Raw genomic sequence first — 16745 nt, 5'->3', positions numbered from 1 at the left:
CCTGAGAGTCACCACTGGCCTTGCCCGGGACCGCGCACGTCACATCCCATACGGAGGAGCGCCAATGCCCAATCCCAACAATGAATCTCAGAGCGTCGAAGAGCTCTTGCCCAATTCAACCGGGGTCTGGCGCATAACAACCGTCGGTTCCACCCACGTTCTCGACCTCGTCCGAGGGACAGTCACCCGCTTCCCCGGACCCGGCGCGGCGCCAACGATCAACGACTGCTGCCGCCCCCTGCGCACGCTGGACACGTGTCGGATCGGTGAGCGCGGTCGGTGGACGATGATGTCCGACGAGTGGTCCATCGAGTACTACTGGCAGGTCACGTCCACCATCCTCAGCATTCAAGAGGTGATTCCGGATGAATGCGAACAAGGTCAGGAAGGGGTCGGCATGTAGCCGATCCGGCTTCTTCAGGGAGAAACCTTCAGGTTCGCGCCCAGTCCGGAAACTCGCCCATGCTCGCTGCCGGCAATGCGGCCGCCGACGGGTCGTCCTCACTCGCCAGCGACTCACCGCGCGTGAACCCACTGATGTCACCCAGCATGCGGTCCGCCGCAGCGACGTCTTCCAAGCGCATGATGACCTCGCCACGCAACATCTTTACCAGCCTGTCGTAGCTGATTCCAGCCATCTGCGCGTAAACCCGGCTGCGCGTCATTCCTCTGCCCTTCACCTGCGTTCCCTCTGCGATGGCCCGTCGGATCCGCATCGCGTAGTAATGCTGCATCTGGGCTGCTTGCAGTCGCCAGGCGTTCGTGCGCCAGTCCGCGTATCGCCGCCGCAGATCTTGCAGCTCCGCCGGGTCTTCAGGAATGACCCAGTCGACGACCTGAATCGACTTCCATTCAATCCCCGTCGGCCTACCGAATCGGTCCGGGGTCAGGGCGAAGTCACGTGGTCTGAAGCGGGCATCGGTCACAGAACTCAGGCTATCGGCTGTCCAGTTGGAATTGATTTATGCCTTTTAGACACTCCGGATGTCGTGAGTGTGTCTATTAGACCCTCTAGAGCGGTCGTAGAGCCCAGCCGGCTTCCGACGGCGCGCATTGAGTGGGCATGAACAACATCACGCATAACCCAGAAGCAAAATCCGCCCCCTCTTTCGCGCCGCAGCCGGACGTCATGGCGTCCAATCTGTACGTTCCAGATACCGGCGTGCTCACACCCGAGTCCGCCCTGCCTGCCCGCGTTCAGTGGAAGAAGCGCAATGACCAGAAGACCTTGACGTCGGCACTGGCTGGCCGCGCGCTCCTCGGCATGGACCTGTACACGGCAGCCCCCATCCGGACCGGCAACCGGTACCCCCAACAGCGCAACTATCACGGCTACTACTGGCACAGCGCGGCCCGCATGCAGCTCTGGCACGAATCGCTGCTGGAGCGCAGCATCCTGATGTGGCTTGACCACTCCGAAGACATCGTGGCCATCGCCACACAGCCATTCACCATTCTCTTCGCCGACGGCACCGAACACGTCCCCGACTTCATCGCCCTCCACGCCAACAACAAGCAGGTCGTCTACGACGTCAAACCGCTCTGGCGCATCAACGACAACGCCGCCGAGCAGTTCCGGAAAACCAAGGCCGTCTGCGACGAGGTCGGTTGGACCTACGAGGTGCACACGGAGCTGAGCGAACCGCTCGCCTCCAACCTCGCCTGGGTCCAAATGTTCCGGCACCCCCGCTTCTACCCCGGACTGGCCTCGGTCCAGCAGCTGACCGACGCGCTCACCGAACCGGTATCCCTCGACGCCATCGCCGCGCTGCTGCCCGACCTCACGCTCGGCAACGCACGCGCCGCCGTCTACCACCTCGTCTGGGAGCGCATCCTCGACGCCGACCTGACGCAGCCACTCTCCAACACTTCCCTCATCCGAAAGGCCAGTCATGCGAACGATTGATACCACCCAACCACTCGAACTGATCGACGGCACGTTCCTCTGCGTCGAGCGAATCGGCAACCAGCTGACTCTGCGCAATCTGACCACCGGCGACTACAAGAACTTGCACGTCGCGGAATTGACGAGCCGGCTCCTCACGCCGCCTGCGATGGTCTCCCTTCCGGAACGCTCGCTCGCGGCACTGCCCAAACCCGAACAGGAAGAGCTCTCCACCGTCGCGGCACACCTGCGCGAGATGGAAACGGGAGAACGAGCCGGGCACGACACGCCTCGCCCCGAATACGACCCAGCGACCCGGTCGCTGACCCACCGGATGGAAGCCAAGGCCGCGGAGCTTGCGGGGACCGAATTCGAGATGTCCGTCCCGACCCTGAAGCGAAAACTCAAGGCGTACCGCGAGTCCGGGGCCGCGGGCCTCATCGACAAGCGCAAGCAGCGCACGTTCGAACGCTTCGACAACGTGGACGAGCGCGTCTACAGCGTCATGTGCTCCATCGTCGACGACCAGACCAACCAGGCCACCGGTACCGTCGCCCGCCTCATCCGCACCCTCGGACGCCGGCTCGACGAACTGTATCCAACAGACGAAGTCCCGGTGCCCTCTGATGCCACGCTACGGCGCCGCTTCGCGGAACTGACCAAGGGCCGGTACACCACCGGGAAGGCCACGTCACGGCGCTCCCGCGACAACACCCCGAAGCGCGTGCACAAGTCCACCATCCGCCTCCTCCCCGGCGCCGAGGTGCAGCTGGACTCCACGATTATGGACATCGAGGTGCTGGGCGAGGACGGCAAACTGACCCGGCCGTGCCTGACCATCGCCGTGGACGTGGCGACCCGCAGCATCGTGGCCGCCACCCTCCGGCTCGACGCCACCAAGGGCACCGACCACGCTTTCCTGCTCGCTCAGATGCTCACGGGCCCACAGTTCCGCCCGGACCGATCTGCGTTCCGCGCCGAGCTGAACCTCGCCCTCATCAACACCCATCACGGGCTGAAGCTGCTCGCCCCCGAGGTTCGCCGGCCTCTCGAGGAAGCTCGCCCGTTCGTCTACCCGCGGCAGATCACCACCGACAACGGGAAGGACTACCTGAGCGAAACGTTCCGCGCCGCCTGCGTCACCTTCGAGTCCGACATTGTCCTCTCGGCCATCCACACCCCAACGGACAAGGCCGTGGTGGAGCGAATGTTCCAGACCATCAACACGCTCTTCACGATGCAACTGCCCGGATACATCGGCAACAGCCCAGTCAACCGCGGCCGCAGGCCGAAAGACGCCCCCGTGCTCGACATCCACACGCTCTTCGAGCTATTCGACGACTGGGTCATCAACTGCTGGCAAAACACACCCAACTCGGCGCTGCGCGACCGGCTCGACCCCAGCATCACGCTCACCCCGAATCAGGCGTTCGCCGCCGCCACCGACCTGTTCGGATCCATGCCGATCTCACTCGACGCCGACATGTTCATCGAACTACTGCCCAGCGATTGGCGTGCAATCGGCGCTGCCGGCATTCAGTTCGACCGTCGTTTCTACGACTGCGCTGACATCAACAAGTACAGAAGGAAGAAGTCCAACATCCCGCACAAGGACAACAAGTGGGAGTTCAAGTACCACCCGTACGACCCGCTCGTGATCTGGCTACGTGACCCCGACGGCGGCTGGATCGAATGCCGGGACCGCAAGGAGCACCTCGCCACCGAACCACACGCCGGCGACTTCCAAGCCGCCCGGCGAGAAGCATTCCGGCGGGCGACCGCAATCACCAACGCCGCAGCCACCGGCACGCCCATGCCCCTCCCCAGCATCTCCGAGACAGAGGACACATTCGCCCCGACCGACCCATCCAGCGAAACCCCAGCACCCAAAACCACCAAGCTCACCCGTTTCAACCCGACAAAGGAAGACCAATCATGAACAGCCCCACAATCATGTTCCCCGAAACCACGAAGATAAAGCCCGCGCCGCGGCACACCAAGGAGGACCTCGCCCGGTTTCTGAACACCATCCCCTACGAACCCGAACGCCACACTGCCGCCGAGTACGCCGCCCTCGGCACCCGCGCCCGAACGGCCTACGACCGGCAGCGCAAGATGTTTCTCTCCGGAGGGATCACCATCCACACCCCGGACTTCTTGCAAGCACGGCTCTCACTGGCCGAGTCCATGAACGAGAACATCCACCCCGACCGTGACCCCAGTGGTTTGATCCTCACCGGAGATGCCACGCTCGGGAAGACAACCGCGACCAGAATGCTCATCCGCTATGTGCACGACGCGTACGTCCGGCAGTTCCCGGACTACGCCAACCACGGACGCGTGCCCATTGTGTTCATCGAAGTGCCGGCCACCTGCACAGGACGAGCACTGATGTGCACCTTCGCCCACTTCTTCGGGATGACCGTCGCACGCACCGACACAATGGAAATGCTCCGGCAGCGCGTCGTGGACATGATGGACCGCGTCGGCACCCGGTTGGTCGTCGTCGACGAACTCCACAACCTCTCGGCCGCCAACAAAGGCAACGGGGAAAGCGTCGACATTCTCCGAAGCCTTCACCGGGACGTCTTCGCAACCTTCCTCTACGCCGGCATCGACCTCGACACCGGCGACCTCCTGTCCGGTCCACGAGGACGCCAGATCGCCGCCCGGTTCACGATGATGCCCATGGAGCGCTACCACCCGAGCAGCGAGGCCGACCACGAAATCTGGCGCGGCATCATCGAACAGTTCGAGGACGCACTGCCGCTCCTGAACCACAAGGCCGGAAGCCTCGTCGCCCTCAGCGCCTACCTTCTCGAGCGCACCAACGGTTCGATCGGCTCGCTCGGCCGACTCATCAACGGCACCGCCAACGGCGCCGTTGGCACCACTGAAGCGGTCACCCGGGCGCTCCTCGACAAGAAGACGATCGACTTCGCAGCCGAGACAGCGCGCATCGAAACCCTCGCCCGCAAAACCCGCAGCCGCCAGTCGGCCGGACGCATTGGAGGCACCAAATGAACGAAGCAACCCGCGTCTTCACCTTTCGCGTTCGACCCCTCGACCGCGAAACCCGTGCCAGCTACATCCGCCGCCTGCTCGAAGCCAACGGCGAGACCCAAGCGCATTGGAAACACCTGCTGAGGCTCGCCGGCACCGAGGAGGCCGGCGCGACCGGTGACCCCGAACTGCGCCTCCTTCAGGCCAAAACAGGGCGCACCGAGTTTCCCTTCACGCGGGAAGTTCTGTCTCCCACGCACTCCGACGGGACAAGCTGCCCGGCCTGCACTGAAGGCTTAGGGAACCAGTGGATGTGCATCCTGTGCGCCCACGGTGCCACGGTGGAACAGGGAGTTCAGTTCACCGAGTACGTGTGCCTCAAGCACGCTCTCTGGGTTGGGGCGGGCACCCGACCTGATCAGCAGATCAATGTCGGTCCTGACGTTCTCGCCGCCGAACGGACCTTTCGGAAGCTCAGAGCGAGGAACCTGCTCGAAGCACGCCTCTTCCTCATCCTCCGGAACGCGCTGATCCAGTCCCCGGTCATCCCGCTCACACCGGAGACTTACCCGGTGCTGATTCGTCTGGCCGCCCTGCTCACCAGCACCGCGTTCATGCGGGCCTTCTATGACCCGACTCAACCGTTCGGGGATGCACACAAGTACCTGAGCCAGGCAATCACAGGAGTCATCGGCACACCCCACCGCAAGCTTGTTCGTGCGATCTGGCTTCACAGTAGGTCAACGCACCTCGCCGTCCGCGAAGCGACCGCGGGTGAACGGCCGTTCACACCGGCATGGGAACACGACCTTCCGCTCAAACCTTCAGTCGCCGCCCGATTCGAGCCGGTAACGGATCCGCTGGAACCGTTCCACCGGTTCTTGGAACCCACTGGAGATCGAAAACTCAGCCGGTCCAACACGTTGGAAGTCCTCGCCCACCAACTGAGACGGAACAAACAGTCCGGGCAGGAGCCGATCACCGGCGCCGGCAAAGTCCCCACCGTCTGCCGCGAAGGACACCGTCTCCAACAGTTCCCAACCGACCTGCTCCGCCACGCCCCGCGGAACACTGACCGGTGCCCGTACTGCAAAAACCGTGAAGCTCTGCCAGGGTTCAACTCCCTCGAAGTCACTTGCCCGGAGCTCGCCCAGCAATACGAACCGGCGCTGAACAACGGGCGACCCGTAAACACGATCTTGGCCGGTTCGCACGACATCATCGTCTGGCGCTGCGCCGCGAACCATCTCACCGAGGCGTCACCTTCCGAACGCACAGCCGGTGGCATCGGCTGCGGAAAATGCACGGGCCGAATCCTATCCGTGGGCGAAAACGACCTCGGGACCACCCACCCCGAAGTGGCAAAAACCTGGCACCCGCGCAACTTCCCCGCGACACCGCAGTCAGTATCCGCGGGAATGAGCGACGTGGTCTACTGGCTCTGCGATGCCGGGCACACCTACAAGCGCAGTATCAGATCCCGAACCCACGGCGGCGGATGCCAACACTGCGACAAGAAAGAACGTCGCGCCACCCTGCCCACGCTTGCCGCGGCGAGGCCCGACCTCGCCCGCGAATGGGACCATGAACTCAACGGGACCCTGACTCCCGAAAAAGTAACAACCGGCTCCGGAAAGACCGTCTACTGGCGCTGCCCCGAGGGACATTCCTACGACCAGATCATTGAGCGACGTGTCGCTGGCTACCGGTGCAGTATCTGCACGCACCGACGCCTCGACACCGGAACGAACGATCTCCTCACCAGAGAACCCGTTCTCTGCGCCGAATGGCACCCCTACCTGAACTACCCCGCCGAGCCCAGCAAGATCGTCCGGGGAACCGGCTCCTTCTGGTGGCGCTGCGGTCATGGACACATCGTGCAGCAGACCGTGGCGCATCGCCTCCAGTCCCACGGATGCACAGAGTGCGATCCAGCGGAAAGGATCCTCAGCAGCCCCTAACAGTAGACAGCAGAAGACCGACCAGAAATTTTCTCTGGTCGGTTTTTTGCTGTCCAAAATGAAAACGGAGCAACCCCGGCAACACGTCAGATCAGAATGGTTGCAACTCCACCAACGGTAGGCCTGACCACCGGCCCAATGATTACAAGGGATCAATTCACTGGAATAGATCAACAGGAAGGCAACGTGTCACCTGTGATGCGGCTCGGTGATGCGGCTCTGTGCTGCCCCACGTCGGCGGCCTCCGGTATCGTCGAGACTATGACCGACCCGACACTGCGTATGCCGAACACCGTGCTGCGGGTGGTGCTCGACCTCGGCGTGCTGCCCCTGGACATCCCCCCGCTGCCCCCGCGTTTCCGGCACCCGGAATTCGACGCGGACTGGGACGACGAGGAGCAGGTCGCCGGCATCTTCCTCGGCTTCGACGACGGAGAGTTCCACCTGGACATCCTGGAAGAAGGAGTCGAGTACCACTTCCACAACGCGGACGGGTCTTCGAGCGATGACAGTCCGTGGCCGGCCGCCGACACCCAGGCCCTCGTCGACTGGGCGACCGGCTTCGTGCTGCACGTTGCACCGCGCCTCCCGGATCTGCTGGAAGACTCGGATGAGGCCGCCGAATGGCACCATGTGGGGCTGCCGGTGTACTCCCGCGATTACGGGCCGGTCCCGCTCGAAATCATCGACGTGGAGTTGGAGGGCGAGCAGCTGATGCTCCCCTGGCTCGGGTCCGGCCACATCGCCGACGATCACCTCGACGGATCTGACCACCCGATCGCGCTCCTCTGGAATCCGGAGCACGAAGATCCGGATATCCCGATCGCACGGGTGTGGCTGAACCCGAAGACCGGGGAACCGACAGCGCGCGCGGAAGCAGGGGTGGACTGGTCGGCCGTGGGGCTCACCAAAGCGGAAGTCCTGTCATGGGCGGAGAGCCTGTACCTGAACAATCACGTGATCGGCGATCCGGCCCAGATGATCATGCGAGCCGCACTGGAACGCATGGCAGGGCTCGACCGCTAGCTGAGTGAGTCCCAACCCGTTGGGTTGCATGACTCCCGATAGCTCCGATCCGACAGCCCCCGTGGACTTTGTTTCTCAGCGGCGGAGCGCCGGGTCCGTCGCCGCACCAATTCGACGGAGATTCTCGTATATAAGACCATTTTTTCGGGTTTCCGGGCCGTTTCGGGCAAAAACTCCGTCGAATTCGTTCGGGCCGGCGTTGCCGGCAGCGAGCGCGCCCTCGCCGCGGCGAACGAGGCCACCATGACCTATCTGCCGGCATGCGAAATCCTGTACCTGCCGGGTCTCCCCCGCCGGGTCGACGAGGTCACCGTATCCCGCGGCACCTCGATCACGGGCTCCGTGATGCGCGTCTCCGGTGCCACGATCCAGATCAACGCCTCCGCCTCGGCGAGCGATGCCAAACTCATGAAGGTCGGCAACGCCGCCGTGCTCTCGATGCAGGACGATTCCGAGCACGGCGCCACCGTGACATCCGTCGCCGTGGCCGAGGCTAAAGAGGGAACGGATGCGGCGAGCGGACGCTTCACCATCCTGCTCACGCTCGACGACCTCACACCCGGGCAGCTCCAGAGCATCCAGGGCAGCAACCTGCGGGTCACCATCCCGGTCAGCTCCACCGACGGGGAGGTGCTCGCTGTGCCGTTGGCCGCGCTTACCGCCGGCCCGGGCGGGGAATCCCGGGTCGAGGTGTCGACCGGATACGGAAAAAAGACCGTGCTGGTCGAGGTGAGCGCCGGGCTCGCGGCTGACGGTTACGTCGAGGTGCAGGCGGTCGACGGTTCCCTCGAGGAAGGGGACCTCGTCGTGGCCGGGCGATGAGCCGACCGGCCGTCGTGGAGCTCATCGACGTCACCCGCTCCTTCCCCGGCCCGCCCGAGGTCCAGGCGCTCACATCAATCAACCTGCGGGTAGAGAAGCAGGACTACCTCTCGATCGTCGGGCCGAGCGGGTCGGGCAAGTCGACCATGCTCAACATCCTCGGCCTGCTCGACCGACCGAGCGTCGGCGAGTACTACCTCGACGGAGCGCTCACGGGTCTGGCCGGCGAGGCGGAACGCGCGGCGCTGCGGGGCGGCAAGATCGGCTTCGTGTTCCAGGCCTTCCACCTCATGCCGCACCGCTCGGTGTGCGACAATGTGCTGCTGGCCACGATCTACAGCAAAGTTCCGCGCGCCGACCGCGAATGACGGGCCCGCGCCGCCCTGCACCGGGTGCACCTGGACCACCGGATCGACTTCCTGCCCGGCACTCTCTTCGGCGGCGAGCGCCAGCGGGTCGCGGTCGCGCGGGCCGTGGTGGCCTCGCCCCAGCTGCTGTTGGCCGACGAGCCGACCGGCAACCTCGACGCCTCCACCTCCAGGGAGGTCATGGACCTGTTAGAGGAGCTGAACGCCGGCGGCCTCACGCTCATCGTCATCACCCACGACCGGGCCGTGGCGGATCGCGCCGGGCGCACCATCAGCATCACCGACGGCCGCGTGAGCGAAACAACATGAAATTGCGGATGCCGAACCGCCGTCGAGCGACCAGCGCTCCGGCCCCGGTAAGCGACGGTGACCGCGGGGCCGCGCCGGCCATCACCCGCGCCGACCGGTTCTCGGTGCAGGACCTCATCGTCGAGGCGGGCTATGGCATCGGGGCGCGCCCCACCCGCCTGATCATGACCACGCTCGGGACCACGATCAGAATCGCCTCCCTGGTGGTGACAATCGGATTCGCCCAGACGGCAGCCGGCCAGATCGCCCGCCAATTCGACGCGGTCGCGGCCACCCAGGTCGTGATCGAGCCGGGGAGCACCGACGGGATGAACAGCTCGGAGCGCGCGACCGGGCGACTGCCTTGGGATGCCCCGGACCGGGTCAGCCGCCTGGCCGGGGTGGAGCTGGCCGGCCTCGTCAGCGAGGTGCCCCTCGATGCCGTGACCATTACCGCGGTGCCGGTAAACGACCCGTCGGAACCGGCAACCCTGGGCCCATCGCTGATGGCCACCTTCCCCGGACTGCTCGACGCGGTTCGCGGCAACATCGTGACCGGCCGGTACTTCGACACCGGCCACGATGCCAGGGCCGATCGGGTGGCGGTGCTCGGTTCGCGCGCGGCTGATCGCCTGGGCATCAACCGCGTCGACAGCCAGCCCTCCATCTTCATCGGCGACTCCTCATATACCGTGATCGGCATCATCGATGGGATGGAGCGACGCTCCGACCTGCTCGACGCGGTGGTCGTGCCGATGGGCACCGCGCGCGCCGACTTCGGCCTGACCGGCCCGGATGAACTGCAGATCCGGATCGCTCTCGGCGCCGGCAAAGTGGTCGCGGAACAGGCTCCGCTCGCCCTGGACCCCAACGCTGCGCAGAACTTCGAGGTACAGGCCCCGTCGGCTAGGTCCGCCCTGCGCGAGAACGTGCAGGCCGACGTGAACGTCATCTCCCTGATTCTCGGCGTGCTCGCACTCGTCGCGGGCGGACTGGGGATCGCGAACGTCACTCTGCTGTCGGTGATGGAAAGGGTGGGCGAGATCGGGCTGCGCCGGGCCTTGGGCGCCACCAAGCGCAACATCTCGAGCCAGTTCATGGTCGAATCCGTGGTCATCGGCCTACTCGGCGGCCTGATCGGAGCCGCACTCGGGGTCTTCGCGGTGGTGATCGTGTCGCCTATTCAGCAGTGGGCGCCGGTCGTCGACCCCTGGCTCGCAGCCGGGTCGGCGCTGCTCGGGGCCGTCGTCGGCCTTGCCGCCGGGGTCGACCCCGCCCTGAAGGCGTCGAATATCGAGCCGATCGTCGCCCTGCGCGGGGGCAACTGACGCACCCTGTCGGCCCCGCCTCGCATCAGCCGCGCGCCTCGTCGGCGACGAGCGCGAGCTCCACGAACGCGCGCACGGCAGCCGACGCGCGCCGCTTGCGCGAGGCCGCCAGGTACACCGTGAAATCGGGCAGATTCGCCACGGGAAGCCGGTGCACGTCGAGCGCGTCGTGGGCGGTGAATTCGGGCAACAGGGCCACTCCGAGGCCGTTGGTCACGTATTCGGCGGCCGTTCCGATATCGGAGACCTCGATCATCACCCGCCGCTCGAGGCCGGCAGCGGTGAAGGCATCGTCCACGATCTGACGGCTGGCGTAGCCGGGCGGCAGATCGATGAACTCCTCCGGCACGAGGTCGCCCAGGCCCACGGCCGACGCGGAGGCGAGCCGGTGGCCTTTCGGCACCACCAGCACCATCGGCGACGAAGCGATCGGCACGGCTGAGAGCGCCGTCGGCGCCGGGCCGCTGAGGGCGAGGAAGGCCAGGTCGAGTTCGCCCGAGACGAGCTCGTCGACCAGCCCGGCCGACCCCCGCCGGGCCGCGCGCAGCCGCACGCCGACGCCCGGATGGCCGGCGCGGAAGAGACCGAGCAGCCGAGGCACATTGACGAGCGTGACCGAGGTCATCAGCCCGATCACGATGGACCCGGTGATGGCGCGGGTGGTGTCCTGGGCGGCGTCGCGCACCTCGTTCACGGCGTCGAGGGCGTCGCGCACCTTCGGAAGCAGCAGTTCGCCAGTCGTAGTGAGCCTGATCTGGCGGCGGCTGCGATCGAACAGTTCGACGCCCAATTCGCTTTCGAGCGATCGAATGCCGGCCGAGACGGCTGACTGGGCGATGGTGAGCCGGTCCCCGGCGCGCGTGAAGCTCAACTCACCGGCGACGGCGCTGAAGAATTCGAGCTGTCTCAATTCCATGGGCCTAAGCATCTCATTTTCAGATCGTTTGCATCGCTACTCGGCGTTGCTTGTTATTGAATGTGCAGCGACGATGGAGGGGAGGCCGATTCAGAACGGCGATCCGGGAGGCATCACAATGACCACTACTTCACCGCTCCAGAGCGACGACGACACAACCGAGACCACGCTCGTGCGCTCTGACGCCGGCACCCCCGCTCCGTCCACCCGCTCCGCCGAACGCGTGGTGGAATGCCTGAAGGCATACGGCGTGCAGTGGGTCTTCGGCGTTCCCGGCGCCAAGATCGACCCGGTCTATGACGCTCTCATCGACGACGGACCCGAGGTGATCGTGGTGCGTCACGAGCAGAATGCGGCCTTCATGGCCGCGGCCGTCGGGCGTCTGAGCGGCCAGCCGGGCGTCGTCCTGGTGACGAGCGGCCCAGGCACCTCCAACCTCGCGACGGGCCTGCTGACGGCGACGACCGAAGGCGACCCGGTGGTCGCCCTCTGCGGCGCGGTTCCGCGCGCAGACCGGTTGAAGCGTACCCACCAGACAATGGATGCCGTGGGCATGCTGTCCGCCGTGACCAAGTCCGCCGGCGAGGTGAGTGTCGCCGACAACGTGCCGGAAGCAATCGCGAACGCGTTCCGCGAGGCAAGCCAGGAGCCCAAGGGCGCCGCAGCGGTTGTTCTCCCCTACGACGTGCTCACGGACTCGACGACCGTGTCGATGACGCATCCGCACTGGGTGCCGCAGCTGGGCGCCGCACCCTCCAAGAGCGTGCAGCGCGCTGCCGCCCTGCTGAAGGATGCGCAGTTCCCGGTCATCCTTGCCGGCGCGCGGTCCGGCTCGGACCAGGCCGTCGCGGCGCTGCACCGCCTGCTGGGCGTCGCCGGACTGCCCGTCGTTGAGACGTTCCAGGCCGCGGGAGTCATCTCGCACGAGCTCGAAGAGCATTACCTCGGACGCGTGGGCCTGTTCCGCAACCAGCCCGGGGACATCCTTCTGCACAAGGCCGACGTGATCCTGACCGTCGGCTACGACTTCGTCGAGTACGAACCGTCGAAGTGGAACAAAGACCACCTGCGCGTGATCATCCACCTGGACGAACTCTCCGCCGACCTCGACGACTACTACCGCCCCACGCTCGAACTGCGCGGCGACGTCGCCGAGACCCTCGACGCCCTCGCCCGCCAGATCAACGGGCTGTCGATGCCGGTCGCCGCCGCGGCCGAGGTAGCCGAGCAGCGCGCCCGCCTCGCGCACGCCGACCAGCCCACCGGTCGCCGGGACGAGTCCGAGGGCGTGCACCCGGCCGACCTCACCCTGATGATGCGCGAACTGCTCCCGGATGACACGACGGTGCTCTGCGACGTGGGCTCCCACTACATCTACATGGCCCGGCACTTCCGCACCTACCACCCGCGCACCCTGCTGTTCTCGAACGGCCAGCAGACCCTGGGCGTGGCCCTGCCCTGGGCGATCGCCGCGACCCTGGTGCGCCCGGGCACACCAGTCGTGTCCGTGTCGGGCGACGGCGGTTTTCTCTACTCCGCCATGGAGCTGGAGACGGCCGTGCGGCTCGGCTCGACGTTCACCCACATCATTTTCAACGACGGCACCTACGACATGGTGGCGTTCCAGCAGATGGGCAAATACGGGCGCACCTCCGGCGTGCAGCTGGGCGATTACGACGCCGTCGCCTATGCCGAATCATTCGGCGCCCACGGCCACCGGGTAACGCACCTCGACGACTTCGCCGGCATCCTGGCGCAGGCCCTTGCCGAACCCGGCCCGAGCATCATCGACGTGCACGTCGACTACCGCAACAATAGAGATGACCTGATGGCCGATCTGGAAAGCGATGTGCTGCAATGAGCAAATTCACTGTCACCCGACACGAAATTTTCCAGACGAGCCTGATGAGCGCGCTGCTCGACGGCGTCTACGAAGACGAGATGACCGTGCGCGACCTGCTCGGCCGCGGCAGTTTCGGACTCGGCACGTTCAACGGACTGGACGGTGAAATGCTGATCATCGACGGCATCTGCTACCAGTTGCGGGCCGACGGCGGGGTGTCGAAGGCCGACCTGGGCGCGCACACGCCCTACGCCGTCGTCACGAATTTCGTGCCTCATATCGAGAGCCAATTGCCGAAGAACATCGTGCGCGCGGAGGCGTCAACGTTCATCGACAAGCTGACGGCGTCGCAGAACTACATGTACGCCCTGCGCATCGACGGCGACTTCGAGTGGATCCGGATGCGCACGGTCGTCAAGCAGGAGAAGCCCTACCGCCCCATGGTGGAGGCAACCGACGAGGACGCGATCATTGAGTTGCACGACGTCTCGGGCGTCGTGGCTGGCTTCCGCACCCCGCTCTACGAGCAGGGGATCGGCGTGCCCGGCTGCCACACGCATTTCCTGACCGACGACCGCACGGCCGGCGGCCACGTGCTCGACTTCAAGCTGCGCTCCGGCACCGCTGCCCTGTGCCTCGGCACCGACCTGCGCTTGCAGCTGCCGCTGACGGATGCCTTCAAGAACGCCAACCTGTCCCCCGACGACCTCGAGTGGCAGATCCAGAAGACCGAAATGCACCGGTAGCCGAGCGATCCGAATCGGTTGGTTGTGTCGCTCTCGAAAGATCACAGCTCAGCGCACCGAGTGAATGCTGCTCATCACAGGTGACTCCCTGCCCGGCGTCCAGCCAATTCGACGGAGATTCTGGTGCAAATCGGCTTCTTCTCAGGATTTACGGCCATTTTTGGGCAAAATCTCGGCTCTCCGTCGAATTCGTCCGGGGTACGGGGTGGAGCGGCTGATGGAGGTGCGAAGCGCGCACGCGCTGCCGCTCATCCGGCGCGCGTTGTGGCCAATTCAGGAGATCCGTCCGGCCGGGCCGAACATCCGCCCCGGTTCCGCACTGGTCCGTGGCGGCCGATGGACTTGGCTGACGGATGTCCTGAGTTGGCCACATGTGTCGGCTCGGCCGGGCCTAACCCACGCATGAGGGCAGCGCGACCGCCATCACGGTGAGCGCGAAGGTGCGGGGTATCCGTCTGCTGGATGGCGTGGGCGACCACGACATCGACTGCAAGCTGGACGGATTCGGCTCAATGCGGCTGAAGTCCAGCGTGGTGAAGAAGGTCCAGCCCCGAACCGCCCGCTAAGGGGACCGTCAGCGTCCGGAATCCAGCCCTGCCCGACGGTTCGACATCAGCGCCGCCAGATCGGTGTTCACCAGAACCCGCACCCGTTCCGCCCGCCGCTGCGCGTAGTCGGGCTCCCGGCGGTCGACAACCTGTTCGACCAGCCGGGCGGCGAGCGCGGCGCCGATTTCCTCGCTGGCGTCCGTGCGGGCCCGCTTAAGCAGGTCGGCGACCTGCTCGTCGTCGGCGGCCACGGCCCGTAGGGCACCGGCGAGCTTCAGGTGCACACTCCGTCGCAAGGCCAGCTGGCGCACGTGGAGCCTGTCATCGTCGGTGATCTCGAATGCGCTCCGCTGCCGGCCCAGGACTTTCCGCTGCCGGCCGACACGCTCGGCATCTTCCTCGTTCTGCGTCGCCAGCCGGACCAATTCGGAGCGGACGGCCGCGGTGTAATCGGCATCGGCGAAGTCGCGGTGCTCACGCAGCGCCCCCACGATGATGTGGTTCTTCACGGCCATGCGCGCCGCGGAGAGCCCGATGAGAACGCCCTCGTCGACAATCCGCTCAAAGGAGGCCATGGCGATACCCTACGCCCCACGCGCCCACGGGGGTCTCATGGGCTGCATGACGGCAGGAACCGAAGCCTCGACACGCTGGCCCACCATCCCCAAGAATGTTCGCGCCCTCACGGTGCCGCCCAACCTCGTCAACTATGACGAGACCTGCGCTGCCTTCACCTGGGACGAGGCCCGCCACGCTCTTTCGGGACTGCCCGGCGATCGGGGGCTCAACATCGCCTACGAGGCGGTTGACCGGCATGCCGCCGGTGCCAGGGCCGCTCACGAGGCCCTGTGCTTCGTGCGCGGCGACGGCACGACCCACTCCCTGAGCTATGCAGAGCTCGCCGAGCAGACCGGCCACTTCGCCAGCGTGCTGCGGGGCCTAGGCATCGGGCGGGGCGACCGGGTCTTCTCCCTCCTCGGCCGCGTTCCCGCGCTCTACGTCGCGGTGCTCGGCACGTTCAAGAATGCCAGCGTCTTCTGCCCGCTGTTCTCCGCCTTCGGGCCGGAGCCGGTACGCCGACGGCTCCAGCTCGGCGGCGGCCGGGCCCTGGTCACAACGCGGGCGCTGTACCGCAAGAAGGTGGCGCCGATCCGGGTCCAGCTGCCGGACCCGCGACACGTGTTGCTGGTCGACGCCGACGGCCATCCGGACCCGGGCACGCTCGATCTGGCGGCCCTGCTGCGGGAGACCCCGCCCTACATCGAGATCGCCGCCACCCAGAGCTAGGACATGGCTCTGCTGCACTTCACGAGCGGCACCACCAGCACCCCGAAGGGTGCCATCCACGTTCACGACGCCGTGACCGCGCACTACGCGACCGGCCGGTTCGCCCTCGACCTGCACCCCGGTGATCTCTACTGGTGTACCGCCGACCCCGACTGGGTCACGGGCACCTCCCACGGCATCATCGCTCCGCTGGTGCACGGCGTGACCGCCATCGTCGACGAGGAGGAGCTGGACGCGGACCGGTGGTTCCGGGTGCTCACCGAGCAGCGCGTGACCGTCTGGTACACGGCGCCGACCGCCCTGCGAATGCTTCTGAAAGCCGGCTCAGACCGGGCCGCCGGCCACGACCAGTCCACGCTGAGGTTCGTGGCCAGCGTGGGTGAGCCGCTCAACCCGGAGGTCGTGGTGTGGGGCCAGGAGACGTTCGGGCAACCCGTGCACGACAACTGGTGGCAGACCGAGACCGGCGGGATCATGATCGCGAACTACGCGGCCACGCCCATCCGCCCCGGCTCGATGGGGCGGCCTTTGCCCGGCGTCGGGGCGGCGAGGTCGTGCTGGTGACCGAAATGGATGCCCTGAGCGAGCTGGCACTGCGGCCCGGCTGGCCGTCGATGTTCCGCGGGTATCTGGGCGAGGAGGAACGTTACCGACGAACTTTCGCCGGCGGCTAGTACCTCACCGGCGACCTCGCCCGACAAGATTCCGACGAGTACTTTTGGTT

Annotated in this window: 13 protein-coding genes and 3 pseudogenes; 13 read left to right on the top strand and 3 right to left on the bottom strand. The window is 65.8% G+C overall.

Annotation, left to right across the window (positions count from 1 at the left end; genetic code table 11):
• Positions 1 to 64 precede the first annotated feature (64 nt).
• A complete protein-coding gene (locus tag E3T25_RS16115; protein ID WP_134375369.1) occupies positions 65 to 403 on the top strand; it encodes a hypothetical protein in 339 nt (112 codons plus the stop codon).
• A gap of 28 nt (positions 404 to 431) precedes the next feature.
• Here the strand turns inward: E3T25_RS16115 and E3T25_RS16110 are convergent, their stop codons facing one another.
• The gene (locus tag E3T25_RS16110; protein WP_134375367.1) at positions 432 to 926 is read right to left on the bottom strand and encodes a hypothetical protein; all 495 of its coding nucleotides are present in this window, start codon (positions 924 to 926) and stop codon (positions 432 to 434) included.
• Between the two features lie 203 nt (positions 927 to 1129).
• On the opposite strand from E3T25_RS16110, the gene E3T25_RS16105 reads away from it, so the two are divergent.
• From E3T25_RS16105 to E3T25_RS16070, 8 genes and pseudogenes are all read left to right on the top strand, one after another.
• Positions 1130 to 1906 carry a TnsA-like heteromeric transposase endonuclease subunit gene (locus tag E3T25_RS16105; protein ID WP_166786031.1) on the top strand — a complete coding sequence of 259 codons (777 nt, stop codon included), beginning with the start codon at positions 1130 to 1132 and terminating at the stop codon, positions 1904 to 1906.
• Positions 1893 to 3824 carry a DDE-type integrase/transposase/recombinase gene (locus tag E3T25_RS16100; protein ID WP_134375363.1) on the top strand — a complete coding sequence of 644 codons (1932 nt, stop codon included), beginning with the start codon at positions 1893 to 1895 and terminating at the stop codon, positions 3822 to 3824. The genes E3T25_RS16105 and E3T25_RS16100 overlap by 14 nt, the downstream gene beginning before the upstream one ends.
• Positions 3821 to 4909, top strand: coding sequence for a TniB family NTP-binding protein (locus E3T25_RS16095; protein WP_166786030.1), 1089 nt, complete (start codon positions 3821 to 3823; stop codon positions 4907 to 4909). Before E3T25_RS16100 ends, E3T25_RS16095 begins: the two co-directional genes overlap by 4 nt.
• Complete coding sequence (locus tag E3T25_RS16090; protein WP_134375359.1) at positions 4906 to 6849, top strand: zinc-ribbon domain-containing protein; 1944 nt, start codon at positions 4906 to 4908, stop codon at positions 6847 to 6849. The genes E3T25_RS16095 and E3T25_RS16090 overlap by 4 nt, the downstream gene beginning before the upstream one ends.
• Positions 6850 to 7110: 261 nt before the next feature.
• On the top strand, positions 7111 to 7875 hold the full coding sequence (locus E3T25_RS16085; protein ID WP_134342701.1) for a hypothetical protein: 765 nt from the start codon (positions 7111 to 7113) through the stop codon (positions 7873 to 7875).
• A 243-nt stretch (positions 7876 to 8118) separates the two neighbouring features.
• The gene (locus E3T25_RS16080) at positions 8119 to 8697 is read left to right on the top strand and encodes an efflux RND transporter periplasmic adaptor subunit (protein WP_134375357.1); all 579 of its coding nucleotides are present in this window, start codon (positions 8119 to 8121) and stop codon (positions 8695 to 8697) included.
• Positions 8694 to 9374 (top strand): annotated as a pseudogene (locus tag E3T25_RS16075) (ABC transporter ATP-binding protein). Before E3T25_RS16080 ends, E3T25_RS16075 begins: the two are co-directional and overlap by 4 nt.
• Before the next feature lie 8 nt (positions 9375 to 9382).
• On the top strand, positions 9383 to 10681 hold the full coding sequence (locus E3T25_RS16070; protein WP_166786029.1) for an ABC transporter permease: 1299 nt from the start codon (positions 9383 to 9385) through the stop codon (positions 10679 to 10681).
• Positions 10682 to 10706: 25 nt separating this feature from the next.
• Here E3T25_RS16070 and E3T25_RS16065 read toward each other — a convergent pair whose 3' ends face one another.
• Complete coding sequence (locus E3T25_RS16065; RefSeq protein ID WP_104099734.1) at positions 10707 to 11597, bottom strand: LysR family transcriptional regulator; 891 nt, start codon at positions 11595 to 11597, stop codon at positions 10707 to 10709.
• A 118-nt stretch (positions 11598 to 11715) separates the two neighbouring features.
• Here E3T25_RS16065 and alsS point away from each other — a divergent pair, with 118 nt between their 5' ends.
• The 3 genes and pseudogenes from alsS to E3T25_RS16050 all read left to right on the top strand — a co-directional run.
• Positions 11716 to 13458: an acetolactate synthase AlsS gene (alsS, locus tag E3T25_RS16060; RefSeq protein ID WP_134375353.1), complete on the top strand. Its 1743-nt coding sequence runs from the start codon at positions 11716 to 11718 to the stop codon at positions 13456 to 13458.
• The gene (gene budA, locus E3T25_RS16055; RefSeq protein ID WP_104099735.1) at positions 13455 to 14186 is read left to right on the top strand and encodes an acetolactate decarboxylase; all 732 of its coding nucleotides are present in this window, start codon (positions 13455 to 13457) and stop codon (positions 14184 to 14186) included. The genes alsS and budA overlap by 4 nt, the downstream gene beginning before the upstream one ends.
• A gap of 404 nt (positions 14187 to 14590) precedes the next feature.
• A pseudogene (locus tag E3T25_RS16050) lies at positions 14591 to 14752 on the top strand (PhnA domain-containing protein); the annotation flags it as partial.
• A gap of 8 nt (positions 14753 to 14760) precedes the next feature.
• Here E3T25_RS16050 and E3T25_RS16045 read toward each other — a convergent pair.
• The gene (locus E3T25_RS16045; protein WP_104099736.1) at positions 14761 to 15309 is read right to left on the bottom strand and encodes a hypothetical protein; all 549 of its coding nucleotides are present in this window, start codon (positions 15307 to 15309) and stop codon (positions 14761 to 14763) included.
• Here E3T25_RS16045 and E3T25_RS16040 point away from each other — a divergent pair.
• A pseudogene (locus E3T25_RS16040) lies at positions 15227 to 16585 on the top strand (AMP-binding protein). The gene E3T25_RS16045 and the pseudogene E3T25_RS16040 sit on opposite strands and share 83 nt — an antisense overlap.
• Positions 16586 to 16745: the final 160 nt, after the last annotated feature.

This window comes from Cryobacterium sandaracinum (genome assembly GCF_004403415.1).
GTDB classification, from domain to species: domain Bacteria; phylum Actinomycetota; class Actinomycetes; order Actinomycetales; family Microbacteriaceae; genus Cryobacterium; species Cryobacterium sandaracinum.
Note: the sequence above shows the minus strand (reverse complement) of the source record. Positions and strands in the feature narration are given on the sequence as shown.

Bases quoted from the DNA above. Each gene is read 5' to 3' on its own strand.
- E3T25_RS16115 (WP_134375369.1), top strand. From the start codon at position 65: ATGCCCAATCCCAACAATGAATCTCAGAGCGTCGAAGAGCTCTTGCCC.
- E3T25_RS16105 (WP_166786031.1), top strand. From the start codon at position 1,130: ATGGCGTCCAATCTGTACGTTCCAGATACCGGCGTGCTCACACCCGAG.
- E3T25_RS16100 (WP_134375363.1), top strand. From the start codon at position 1,893: ATGCGAACGATTGATACCACCCAACCACTCGAACTGATCGACGGCACG.
- E3T25_RS16095 (WP_166786030.1), top strand. From the start codon at position 3,821: ATGAACAGCCCCACAATCATGTTCCCCGAAACCACGAAGATAAAGCCC.
- E3T25_RS16090 (WP_134375359.1), top strand. From the start codon at position 4,906: ATGAACGAAGCAACCCGCGTCTTCACCTTTCGCGTTCGACCCCTCGAC.
- E3T25_RS16085 (WP_134342701.1), top strand. From the start codon at position 7,111: ATGACCGACCCGACACTGCGTATGCCGAACACCGTGCTGCGGGTGGTG.
- E3T25_RS16080 (WP_134375357.1), top strand. From the start codon at position 8,119: ATGACCTATCTGCCGGCATGCGAAATCCTGTACCTGCCGGGTCTCCCC.
- E3T25_RS16070 (WP_166786029.1), top strand. From the start codon at position 9,383: ATGCCGAACCGCCGTCGAGCGACCAGCGCTCCGGCCCCGGTAAGCGAC.
- E3T25_RS16065 (WP_104099734.1), bottom strand. From the start codon at position 11,597: ATGGAATTGAGACAGCTCGAATTCTTCAGCGCCGTCGCCGGTGAGTTG.
- alsS (WP_134375353.1), top strand. From the start codon at position 11,716: ATGACCACTACTTCACCGCTCCAGAGCGACGACGACACAACCGAGACC.
- budA (WP_104099735.1), top strand. From the start codon at position 13,455: ATGAGCAAATTCACTGTCACCCGACACGAAATTTTCCAGACGAGCCTG.
- E3T25_RS16045 (WP_104099736.1), bottom strand. From the start codon at position 15,309: ATGGCCTCCTTTGAGCGGATTGTCGACGAGGGCGTTCTCATCGGGCTC.